The sequence below is a fragment of the Candidatus Protofrankia californiensis genome, from assembly GCF_900634765.1.
Classification (GTDB): Bacteria; Actinomycetota; Actinomycetes; order Frankiales; family Frankiaceae; genus Protofrankia; species Protofrankia californiensis.
Map to the genome: position 1 here is coordinate 1 of NZ_CAAAFT010000442.1, position 6,256 is coordinate 6,256.

Sequence of the window (6,256 nt, forward strand, 5' to 3'; positions counted from 1 at the left end):
GCCAGGTACAGCCCGACCAGCAGGCAGGCAGCCACCTGGCCGAGGAAGGTCTTCGTCGAGGCCACCCCGACCTCGGGACCGCAGCGGGTGTACAGGACGGCGTCGGACTCCCGCGGAATCGTCGACCCGTTCGTGTTGCAGATCGCGAGGACCCGGGCCTTCTGCTCCCGCGCGTGCTTGACCGCCATCAGGGTGTCCAGCGTCTCACCGCTCTGGCTGATGGCGATGACGAGCGTGGAACGGTCCAGAACCGGGTCGCGGTAACGGAATTCCGAGGCCATCTCCACCTCGCAGGGCAACCGCGTCCAGTGCTCGATGGCATATTTGGCGATCAGTCCGGCGTGGTAGGCCGTACCACAGGCGACGATGAAGACCTTGTCGACGTCACGGAAGTCCTGGACGGACAGGCGTTCCTCATCGAGGACGATTTCGGCGTCGTTGGACAGGCGTCCGCGCAGGGTGTCGGCAAGGGCGGTCGGCTGCTCGCTGATCTCCTTGAGCATGAAGTAGGGGTAGCCGCCCTTCTCCGCGGCGCTCGCGTCCCAGTCAACGTGGTACGGACGGCCCGCCACCGGATTGCCGGCGAAGTCGGTGATGGTCACACCATCGCGGCGGGCCTCGACGATCTGGTCCTGTCCGATCTCCACGGCGCTACGGGTGTGCGCGATGAAGGCCGCGACGTCACTGGCCAGGAAGGTTTCGTCCGTACCGATACCGACCACGAGCGGGCTGTTGCGCCGTGCTCCGACCACCACGTCAGGATGGTCCCGGTGCACCACGACCAGCGTGAAGGCGCCCTCAAGGCGGCGGCACACCCTGCGGAAGGCCTCGGTCAGCAGGCTCGCCCCGGCCGCTGAGGGCTCGCCCGGACCGGTCACCGCGGCGAGCTCGTCCTCCAGCATGTGCGCGACGACCTCGGTGTCGGTCTCGCTGGCCAGCTCGTGCCCGCCGCGCTCAAGTCCGGCTCGCAGGCTCGCGAAGTTCTCGATGATCCCATTGTGGATCACCGCGATGGCGCCGGTGCAGTCGGTGTGCGGATGTGCGTTGGCATCCGTCGGCCCACCGTGCGTCGCCCAGCGGGTATGGCCGATACCAGCGGTTCCCGACAACGACCCGGAAATCCAGGCCTCCGGCAGCGCGGAAAAACCATGATCGCGCTGCCTTTGGCCCTCCAGGCCGGTCCCTGATTCGGCCAGCGCCTTTTCCAGATTGGCCAGTTTGCCTGCCCTGCGCAAGGTACGCAGCCCGCCGTCGACGACAACGGCTATGCCCGCCGAGTCGTAGCCCCGATATTCCAACCGGCGAAGCCCGGCCAGAGCCACCTCGAGCGCGGGCTGTCCCCCGATGTACCCGATGATCCCACACATGCGGTCAGCGTACGCAACCAGCGGCCCGGGCCAACCGGGCAGGACTCATTACGCACCTTTGTTTTCGCTGGTGGTAATAGCACTTCGGATGCGAGTCTGCCGCGATCCGCGTGGGCTCAGCGGGCACACGCAGGCTCAGCGGGCACACGCAGGCGCCGCAGACACACGCACAGGCGCTCAGCCGGCATCAGCCCAGGGCACTGCGGACAACCGCGGCCAGGCGGGTGGCGACCGCCTTGGCCTGCTCACCGGTGGGCGCCTCCACCATGACCCGGACCAGCGGCTCCGTTCCGGACGGACGCAGCAGGACCCGACCGTCGTCCCCGAGCTCGGCCTCGGCCGCGGCGACCGCGGCGACGAGCTCCGGTGACATGGACACCTTCGACCGGTCCACGCCCCTGACGTTGATGAGCACCTGCGGCAGCTTCGTCATGACCTTGGCAAGCTCCGCGAGTGGACGTTGCGTCTCGGCCATACGGCCGAGCACCTGCAAAGCGGTCAGCAGCCCGTCCCCGGTCGTCGCATGGCGGAGGAAGACGACGTGCCCGCTCTGTTCTCCCCCCAGGGACAGCCCGCGCTCGCGCATGGCCTCCAGCACATAACGGTCGCCGACCGGGGTCGCAACCACGTTGATCCCGGCGTCGCGCATCGCGTGGTGAAAGCCCAGGTTCGACATCACCGTCACCACGACCGTGTCGTCGGTGAGCTCGCCGTGCTCCCGCAACCCCAGAGCGGACAGGGCGAGGATCTGATCGCCGTCGACGATCTCTCCGTTGGCGTCCACTGCCATGCAACGGTCGGCGTCGCCGTCGTGCGCGATACCGGCGTCAGCACCGTGTTCCAGCACGGCCGCCTGCAAAACCTCCAGGTGCGTGGCACCACAACCGTCGTTGATCCGGACGCCGTCCCCGTCCGCATGCAGGGCGATCACGTCGGCCCCGGCGGCCCGCAGCACGCGTGGTGCCAATGTGCACGCGGCTCCCTGCGCGCAGTCGACCACGACCCGAAGGCCGGTCAGCGGAGCGGGAACAGCTGTCAGCAGGAAGTCCGCATACCGCTGGACAAGGGTCTGATCGTCACGAACCCGGCCGATCGCCGCACCGATGGGACGGTACGACACCGGCAGGGCGAGACGTTCGGCGATCTCGTCCTCGATCTCGTCCGGCAGCTTTTGCCCGCCCGCGGCAAACAGCTTGATGCCGTTGTCCGGCATGGGGTTGTGGCTTGCTGAGAGCATCACACCGAGATCCGCCCCCGAGCCGATGACCGCATGCGCCACCGCGGGAGTGGGGACCACGCCTATGCGCAGGACGTCCGCACCGGCCGACGCCAGTCCGGCGACGACCGCCGCCTCCAGGAACTCCCCGGACGGACGGGTGTCGCGCCCGACCACCACGGCCGGACGGCCGGAGCCGGGAGAACGGTGCTCAGTGAGCACCGCCACGGCCGCCGCCGACAACCCCAGCGCTAGTTCGGCCGTCAGATCGGCGTTGGCAACCCCGCGAACGCCGTCGGTACCGAAAAGCCTCACCACCATGTGGTCACCGCCGTCAGTCCATCCCGTGTCGGACACCACCCGCGGACCGCAGCCCCGCCCAGGTTCCCCGGGACCTCCGAGCGCACGAAAAGGACCATAGTCGTACGCTCTTCGGACCACCGAAGCCTTGGAGCCTTCGAGCGCGCGAAGAGAAGCACAATGCGCGCTCTTCAGCCTAGCGGATGTCTTGGAGCCTCCGAGCACGCGAGAAGAAGCATAATGGCGCGCTCTCCGGCCTGGCGGACGCCGCGCGGCCCGCGAGCGCACGAACGGTGTTCCACACAAACAGGACGGAGAGGGTGGCGATCCCGGAAAGTCAGCGCTTGCTGTACTGGGGCGCCTTCCGAGCCTTCTTCAGGCCGTACTTCTTCCGCTCCTTGACCCGGGCGTCCCGCGTCAGGAAGCCGGCCTTCTTCAGCACCGGCCGGGATTCCTCCTCGGCGGTGATCAGAGCCCGGGCGAGCGCGAGGCGAAGCGCACCGGCCTGGCCGGAGACTCCGCCACCATGCAGCCGTGCCACCACGTCATAGGACTCGGCCCGGTCCAGCGCCTTGAGCGGCTCGTTGACCAGCTGCTGGTGCACCTTGTTGGGGAAGTATTCCTCCAGGGTGCGCCCGTTCAAAGTCCACTTGCCGCTACCCGGCAGAAGGCGTACTCGGACAACAGCCTCCTTGCGCCGGCCGGTGGCGCGGGGATTGCCCTGGGCGTCGGTCACGACAGCCACGTCGCCTGTCCTTCCTGGTCAGATGGTCCGCGGCTTACTGCGCGACCTGGGTGATTTCGAACGGCTGGGGCTGCTGGGCCTGGTGGGGATGAGTCGGCCCGGCGTAAACCTTCAGCTTGGTGGCCTGCGCCTGGCCCAGCTTGTTCTTCGGCAACATGCCCTTGACGGCCTTCTCGACGATGAGCTGCGGTCGAGTGTCGAGCAGCGATCCATAGGAGACGCTGCGCAGACCGCCCGGGTAGCCGGAGTGGCGATGGTATTTCGCCTGCTCCCGCTTGTTGCCACTGAGGGCCACCTTGCCGGCGTTCACAATGATGACGAAGTCGCCGGTGTCGATGTGTGGGGCGAATGTCGGCTTGTGCTTGCCACGCAGCAGTTGGGCGGCCTGGCTGGCCAGCCTGCCGAGCACCACGTCCGTGGCATCGATGACGTGCCAAGCCTGCTGGACGTCTGTGGGCTTGGGCTGGTACGTGCGCACAGGTCTGCCTTTTCTTGTCAGCGGATGCGTGTTGTGCCTTCGAGTCGCTCAGATGAGTGACTCAAGAGCTGCCGGCCGCGTAGGTCTCGCAACCTGTCATGAGCGGCAGTCCTTGAGGTTACCAGGCGGTCGGCGCAACCGGCCGCCGACCCCCGCAAAATGATCATTCGGCCCTGCGAAGATTCTGCCGGGCGGCCGTAGTCTACGGGGGATGGACGAGAAGCCAGAGCAGTCACCAGGCGTCTCGGGGGACGCCGTCGAGGATGTGGATCTGTGGGTCCCACCGGCGGACGACCCGCTGTTCGGCCCACTCAGCACGTTGCCGTCCTCCATCCGCAGACCTGTGTGGACGTCCGATGTCGGGGTTTTCGACACGGCGGCGGCCCCGGTCCAGCCACTGGACACCGCGCTCAGGCCGACTGCCGCCTCGCCCGCGCCCGATGAGACCGGCTCCTCGCCACAGGACGATCCAGCAGCAGACGATCCACCAGAAGCCGTCACCGACAGTTCACTAAAGGTTCCAATCGATGACGCGGTGTCACCGAGCAGGGAGAATGACACCGGCAGCAACCCGGCACCGGACTCCGCGACACCCAGGACCCCGGTGCCGTCCGAAACCCCGGTGCCGGCCGCAACCTCAGTGCCACTGGAAATCTCAGCGCCGCTGGAAACCCCGGTGTTGCCCGAAACACCGGTGCCGTCCGCAACCTCAGCCCCCGTCATAGGGAACGTACGAAACCAGCGCAACCAGACGGTCCCGCTCGTCACGCAAGCAGGTGCACCCGGTGCCGACGACGCCGGCCTCGACGCCTCCGGCAGTGCCGGTCCCAAGGCCACCAGCGGCACCTCTACCAGGACATTCGGTGATGCGACAGACAGTCATCGCCGCACTGCTACTGCCCGCGGCGGACAGCGCGTGCCCGCGGGCTACGTCGCCAGGCTGATAGCGATCACGGGTGTCGTCGCGATCATAGTCATCGCCTCCGTCGCCGTCCTGGCAAGTCGTGACCGCCACAACGGTAAGAGGCGGTCGGCCGTGGCGGCCACCACCGCACCGGTCACCAACCCCAACTTCATCAACAGTGCCCGGACGGACTCCGACCCGGTCACGGCCACCGAGTTCTTCAACTCCCCCCGAGTCACCCTCGATCTGCACTCCTACACGCGACTCGCGTACAAGCTGGATTCCGGGTGCCCGGGTCTGACCGGTGAACTCGCTTCCGCGCTGTCGGGCGACCGGTGCCGGCAGCTCGTTCGCGCGGTGTACCTGACCGAACCGGACGCCTCCGGACATCGGGTTCTCGCGGCGGCCTCGGTGCTCGTTCTGGACGACGTGAGCACCGCCCAGAACGCGGCGAAGTCGGTTACCGCGGGCAGTGGAGGCATATCACCCCTGCCGGTGCCGGCCGAATCGCTTCCCGGTGCGACGGTGACGGACCCGACCCGTGACAACTCCTGGCGGGCCGCGCCCGTAACCGGGCACTACCTGATCGTGATACAGCTGGCCTACACTGACGGGGCCCAGGGGGCCGCCACCGACCCGGCACTGACCACGGCACGTCGTGACCTTCCCCTGCTGGCCAGCCAGCCGATCTCGCAGCGGGTCCTCACCGGCCACGGGCCACGCTGATCCCGATCGGCAGCGCAGGCAGCGGATCGGGACGAACACGACCGGAGGCCCAGCCGTCCGGACGAACTTGTCCGGACGGACTCGTAGGTACCCGGACGGACTATCCGGACGGACTCGTGGGTACCCGGACCGCCCGGGTCGCCGCTGCCCGGGCAGCCAGATCGGCGTCGGGCGGGTAACGGACCTCGACGAGAGTGAGCCCATGCGGCGGAGCCACCGTCACCGCCGAGTCGCGAACACCGCGCGCAAGGACGCCCGCCGGCCACTGGCGCGGTCGCCGACCCTCCCCCACCGCCAGCAGCGCCCCGACCAGAGCCCTCACCATGGAATGGCAGAAGGCGTCCGCCTCCACGTCCGCGACAACCACACCGTCGTGTACACGGGCCACGTCCAGGCGCAGCAACGTGCGTACCGTGGTCGCGCCTTCCCTGCGCCGGCAGAAGGCGCCGAAGTCGCGCTCCCCCACCAGGGCAAGGGCCGCGTCCCCCATCCGCTCGGCGTCCAGCGGGCGCGGCCACGC

5 protein-coding genes and 1 pseudogene are annotated in these 6,256 nt (G+C 68.2%); 1 reads left to right on the plus strand and 5 read right to left on the minus strand.

The features are described from left to right. The 4 genes from glmS to rplM form a co-directional block, all read right to left on the minus strand. Positions 1–1,367 (minus strand): glutamine--fructose-6-phosphate transaminase (isomerizing) (gene glmS / locus DD1DGNOD_RS22840; RefSeq protein WP_131768651.1); only part of this gene is annotated, 1,367 nt, incomplete at its 3' end. 187 nt (positions 1,368–1,554) lie between these two features. Further along, on the minus strand, positions 1,555–2,901 hold the full coding sequence (glmM, locus tag DD1DGNOD_RS22845; RefSeq protein ID WP_131771012.1) for a phosphoglucosamine mutase: 1,347 nt from the start codon (positions 2,899–2,901) through the stop codon (positions 1,555–1,557). A 319-nt stretch (positions 2,902–3,220) separates the two neighbouring features. Continuing rightward, complete coding sequence (gene rpsI, locus DD1DGNOD_RS22850) at positions 3,221–3,628, minus strand: 30S ribosomal protein S9 (RefSeq protein WP_131768509.1); 408 nt, start codon at positions 3,626–3,628, stop codon at positions 3,221–3,223. 34 nt (positions 3,629–3,662) lie between these two features. Further along, on the minus strand, positions 3,663–4,106 hold the full coding sequence (rplM, locus tag DD1DGNOD_RS22855) for a 50S ribosomal protein L13 (RefSeq protein ID WP_131768510.1): 444 nt from the start codon (positions 4,104–4,106) through the stop codon (positions 3,663–3,665). Between the two features lie 211 nt (positions 4,107–4,317). On the opposite strand from rplM, the gene DD1DGNOD_RS22860 reads away from it, so the two are divergent. After that, entirely contained in the window at positions 4,318–5,736 is a 1,419-nt protein-coding gene (locus DD1DGNOD_RS22860) for a hypothetical protein (protein ID WP_131771011.1), read from the plus strand. A gap of 100 nt (positions 5,737–5,836) precedes the next feature. On the opposite strand, the pseudogene DD1DGNOD_RS22865 reads toward DD1DGNOD_RS22860, so the two are convergent. Then, positions 5,837–6,256: pseudogene (locus DD1DGNOD_RS22865) on the minus strand (tRNA pseudouridine(38-40) synthase TruA); the annotation flags it as partial.

What these genes read in the sequence shown, in the direction of transcription:
- DD1DGNOD_RS22860 (WP_131771011.1), top strand. Translation starts at nt 4,318, where the DNA reads ATGGACGAGAAGCCAGAGCAGTCACCAGGCGTCTCGGGGGACGCCGTC.